Below are 4,804 nucleotides of genomic sequence, written 5' to 3'. Positions count from 1 at the left end.
AATTCATTTCAACCTTTCGCACTTAAATTTGATTTTAGTAAACACTTAACAATTCACAATATACACTAAAGTAAGATTTAAGTAAACACTAAAATATAAATTCGTTTACTGCTAAACAAATGTTAAGTGAACACTAAAGAAAAGTTAAGTGCCCTAAAACCTCTAAACCCTTGATATGACTGGGTTTAGGGGTGTTTTCATGAAAACTTTCCTCTCTTCTATAATCAATCCCCCAAAAAAGGAGGATTGATTATTCTCGAAGTTGCCAAAGTTGGCAACTTCGAGAATTCCATATCGAGATCGATATGGAATTCTCTATGCTTTGCTATTTTCGTTGTTGCCTAATTAGGCAACAACGAAAATAGCTCACCTGTTACCAGATTAGATAACATTTGTTATCTAATCTGGTAACAGGTGAAATGCCCTTAAACCCTTGATATAACAATGTTTTTGTACCTAAATAAGGTTAGTTTACTCTCACTCTCTACATAAATAGCTTTTTTCTATGCAATGGTCAAGTAGTATTTTTTGAGAAACCCACTCAAAAAATCTCCACCTTTCCTCCATTGCATAGAAAAATTCGGCTGATTCTTAGCTTTCGCCAAGCCGAACAGACCAAAAACGAGGTTAAGTTGCTCGACTTGGACTAGCAATTATACCAGCCGAACCGCCAGTTCTACTGTTCTTAAAAAAATCCTCATTCTATGTTTTAGTGACACTAAAAGGGGCTAGCCCCTCGCTACGCTTCACCCCAGCCTCACCTCACACCCAAAAACAAGGGGACTCAACTTATTTACACCCAAGACCTCTTATAAGCCGTTTTGAAAGCTTATAAGAGGTCTTGGGTGTTTTTCTGTTTCGGATAAATTTAAAACGCTTAGAGAGCTTTCTGAGGGCTACAAATCCCATTGTCTTCGTCAAGTTTCCCTAAACAAAAGTAAAAATATCAGGAATCTTGTAAAGCTTTGCTATGAAATGACGATAAAGAGAGTGAGAGAATCCCTAGATACGGTCAAGATTCCCTATGTTTCCCTAAAAAAAATAAGAAAAACAACCCAATTTAGTTATTTTATAACAATAAATCTGTAGACTTTAGTAGTCAGGTATGGTATAATTATTTATGTAAGGGAGGTGAGAAAATGGATTGGACGATATTACATATTATGGTAATTGAGTGGAATGAAAATAATTAAAGCGGAGGTGAAAAATGATGATTTCAATGGCAACCATAGTAATAGGCATTGCGACATTTATTCGTATGGTAAAGGGGATTTGTGGTATAGCAAAGGAGGTTTTATCAGTAATCAAAGAGTTTTTAGATGTGATGGAAAGACTTGAAAAACGAAAGGAGAAGAAACAAGGAGAAACAAAACAAATAAATAAACGCCCTGTCGTTCGCCACACTCTACCAAAGTACCGACGAACAACAAGACGATAATACAGGAGAGGGAATTCCCTCTCTCTTTTAAAATTATATCACAAAGTCCAATCCATAAAATACATGAAAAAAATACTAGAATTCTTAAACAGCAAGTTTGTATTTATACTTTTGTTAGTAATAACTTTTGGATTTATTATTAACTGGAACGATTTAAAAACAGTAGATTATATTTTAATCATAACGGCTATCATTTATGGAATACTTCTTGCGATTAAAATACTTTTAACATTTATCAATAAACGATTAAAAAGATAGGAGATTTAAAATGTACGAATTAAGAAGCAAAGAGGATATTGAAAAATTTGTGAATGATAATATTTTAACAACTTCAGAAGCGATGGAAACACTAAATGTAAATCGTGCTAGATTAAATGTATTAGTTAAAAAAGAAAGGATTATCCCATTGAAACAAACCAAAAATATGAGTTTGTTTTGGAAATCTGATGTAGAACAATTAGGGGAAGAATTGGCTGTATTAAGAAAAAAATATCGTCCCTTTGAATAAAAAGAACTTGTGTTTTAAACGGTTTTACGCTTTTTGGTAGAGGCTGGTTCGTAGTGTGCGGGCGAAACCGCACGAACTTAGCGTGTAAAAAAATGATAAAGAACTAATTTTGGATCGTTAGAACTATGCGTTTCGGCACACTAAAATGGTACAACAAGCTGATGGGGAAAGTTTTTCACTTTTTGGTCTTCAGCTTGGTGAGTACCAAGAAGTGTGCCGAATTTTTTAAATCAAGGATGCGAATGAAAAGAGCAAGGGTGGAGATTTTTTGAGTGGGTTTCTCAAAAAATACTACCCGTTCCTTGATTTAAAAAAAGCATCCAAGGGATGTATGTTTTTACTCCCCCTGTTGGGGGCTGGGGGGTGTCATGCTTAGCATGACCAAGCCGTATTTGCAGACACGAAACGAAGTGAGTGGCTAGCAAATACGTCGCTTGCCAAGTGTTTGAGGTTACGCTATGCTAGAGATATCAATATATCGAAGTATAGCGATTAGTATAGAGCCAAAGGCAAAATATTAATCCTCAAATACGGGGTTGGAGGGTTTTAAAATGAACGAGCAGCGTGATGCAGTAGATAGCAATTCTCCGGTGGAAAAGAAAACACCAAGGAGAAGAGATAGCATACAAATTAGCTTTCGAGTGAATGAGCACGATTACGAAAAATTGAAAGAGTCAGCTGACAATTTGAGTATGAGTGTGACGGCTTTCGCAAAAATGAAGGTACAAAATGCACGCATTTTGAAACCGAAATTTGATAAAGAAAGCAGTCTACAAATTATTAAAGAACTGAATGCGATTGGGAACAATGTGAACCAAATCGCAAGATATTGCAATATGAGACAATCTAATCGACTTAGCGGAGCGACATTAGAGGGTATGATTGAAAAAAACTTGAAGGAAGTTCAAAGAGAGTTGGAAACCTTATGGCAACAACTAAATTAGGGAATTCAAAGAGTTGTTCTAAAGTAATTAATTATGCTGAGAAACGTGCAGTTGTTAAAAGTGGCGTTAATTGTATGCCTGAGTACGCAAAGGCACAAATGAAAGCAGTTAGAATGGCACATGGAAAAGATACAGGCGTTCAAGCACATACAATAATTCAATCATTTAAGCCTGGAGAAGTGACAGCTGAACAAGCTAATGATTTAGGACGTCAATTAGCTGAATCAATTGCTGAAGGACATCAGGTTGCTATTTACACGCACAATGATACAGAACACATTCATAATCATATTGTTATCAATTCTGTAGATATGGAAACAGGTAGAAAATATCAGAGTAATGCTAGCCAAATTAAATTAGTTAAATCCGAAAATGATAGAATTTGCGAAGAAAATGGATTATCAGTTGCTAGCCAAAAGGCTGAAATAAGATATACGTTAGCAGAGCGGTCATTATTAGAAAAGAACGAACGAAGTTGGAAAGATGAAGTAAGAGAAACTATTGATATGGCAAAGCAAGAAACAAGTAATTTTGAGGGTTTTTCTGAGTACTTAGAAGAAAATGGGGTTAGTGTTACTGTTCGTGGAAAGACCATTACATACATGCACATGAACGAAAACAAAAAAGTACGCGGGAAGAAATTAGGAGAGTTGTATACGAAAGAAGGTGTAGAGGGTGAGTTTGAGAGACGAAATACAGAACAAGAAAGAGATACGTCAAATAGAGATGTTGAAACAAGATTTACTAACAAGGTTGAGCGAACTCGAAAGAAAATCGACGGAGCAAAATACAATAGTGGTCGAACTCGTAAGTCAGGTCATGGACTTGATGAAAAACCAACAAAATTGGATGGAATCAGTCTTGCAGCGGGTAGAAAAATTAGAGAGAAACGGAAACGATATTTCGAAGAAAGAGAGCGTTGAGTCTGAAAAAGAAGTACTTCCAATGATTTCAGATACAGATAAAATTGTGATGAAATATGGGAAACCACATAAAGCGGTCATGATCGGGATAAGAGAGTTTTACGAAGAAATAGAGTGGGAGCAAATTCCTGAGCCAAGATATTCTTTACTAAAAAAAGAGACGCTATCAAAATAGCATCTCTTTTTATTTTCCTCGTTCATCAACGATTTCGGGTTTATTAGAAATTTTGTAATGAAATGGATTGTTTTGATATTCCTCACTCATAAATCTAACTAACATTTTTTCACCATAAGCTGATACAGATTGTTCTTCAGTATCAATTTTCATTCCTAAAATTTTAAAAATGGCTTGTAATTGAATATTAGTTAAAGGAATTTGAAAATCATCATCTCCATGCTCAAAGTTTAATTCAGCTACGTATTTATTCATTGTTTTTTACTCCTATTCTTTTATTTCGAGTAATTGAGATGTTCTGGAATGTTCTTTTTCTGGTAATGCATTTTGTTTCCCTCTTAAGACTTCAATAGAATTTAAAGGCTTGTCCTCTTCGTAATAACTTAATAATATTTGACGTTTGGTGTCATTACCTTTCATCATGATATTAGGGTTGACGATATAAACACCGTTTATCTTTTTTTTAATAAAATTATTTTGTTGTAATTTTTTCATTAATTTGGCGATAGTTGGTTCGGAAACTCCAACATCTTTTGCAATTTGTTTATATGTCCCAATGAATAAGTTATTGGATTGATTTGTGTTTTCTGCTATGTAAATAAAAATATCTAATTGTTTATTGTCTATAATCCCTAAAACGGTTAAAAAATCCATTAAGTACATTTTCCAAAAGTTTTTAGTTCCGTAAACCCTTTTTGTTATTTGGTCTACGTGAATGACTTCTCCTGTTTCTACATCAATTAATTCTCTTTTCTTTTGTCCAATTAAAGTTTGAGTTTCAGATTGGTATTCTAAATTTTTATCATACTCGGTCAT

At 34.3% G+C, this 4,804-nt stretch carries 7 protein-coding genes; 5 read left to right on the top strand and 2 right to left on the bottom strand.

Annotated elements, in window-relative coordinates:
- Positions 1-1,207 precede the first annotated feature (1,207 nt).
- From DN399_RS27960 to DN399_RS28570, 5 genes are all read left to right on the top strand, one after another.
- The gene (locus DN399_RS27960) at positions 1,208-1,438 is read left to right on the top strand and encodes a hypothetical protein (protein WP_098837870.1); all 231 of its coding nucleotides are present in this window, start codon (positions 1,208-1,210) and stop codon (positions 1,436-1,438) included.
- Between the two features lie 268 nt (positions 1,439-1,706).
- Positions 1,707-1,946, top strand: coding sequence for a hypothetical protein (locus DN399_RS27955; protein WP_000273143.1), 240 nt, complete (start codon positions 1,707-1,709; stop codon positions 1,944-1,946).
- 551 nt (positions 1,947-2,497) lie between these two features.
- Entirely contained in the window at positions 2,498-2,890 is a 393-nt protein-coding gene (locus DN399_RS27950) for a MobC family plasmid mobilization relaxosome protein (protein WP_149150206.1), read from the top strand.
- Positions 2,872-3,813: a relaxase/mobilization nuclease domain-containing protein gene (locus tag DN399_RS27945; RefSeq protein WP_000246199.1), complete on the top strand. Its 942-nt coding sequence runs from the start codon at positions 2,872-2,874 to the stop codon at positions 3,811-3,813. The genes DN399_RS27950 and DN399_RS27945 overlap by 19 nt, the downstream gene beginning before the upstream one ends.
- Before the next feature lie 22 nt (positions 3,814-3,835).
- The gene (locus DN399_RS28570; RefSeq protein ID WP_241669627.1) at positions 3,836-3,988 is read left to right on the top strand and encodes a hypothetical protein; all 153 of its coding nucleotides are present in this window, start codon (positions 3,836-3,838) and stop codon (positions 3,986-3,988) included.
- A gap of 9 nt (positions 3,989-3,997) precedes the next feature.
- On the opposite strand, the gene DN399_RS27935 is transcribed toward DN399_RS28570, so the two are convergent.
- Together DN399_RS27935 and DN399_RS27930 are read right to left on the bottom strand one after the other, a co-directional pair.
- Entirely contained in the window at positions 3,998-4,243 is a 246-nt protein-coding gene (locus tag DN399_RS27935) for a hypothetical protein (RefSeq protein WP_098102718.1), read from the bottom strand.
- Positions 4,244-4,255: 12 nt separating this feature from the next.
- Positions 4,256-4,804, bottom strand: coding sequence for a replication/maintenance protein RepL (locus tag DN399_RS27930; protein ID WP_149150205.1), 549 nt, complete (start codon positions 4,802-4,804; stop codon positions 4,256-4,258).

This window comes from Bacillus sp. AR4-2, from assembly GCF_008274865.1.
Classification (GTDB): Bacteria; Bacillota; Bacilli; order Bacillales; family Bacillaceae_G; genus Bacillus_A; species Bacillus_A cereus.
The sequence above is the reverse complement of the archived record's forward strand: the minus strand, read 5'-3'. Positions and strand labels throughout refer to the sequence as shown.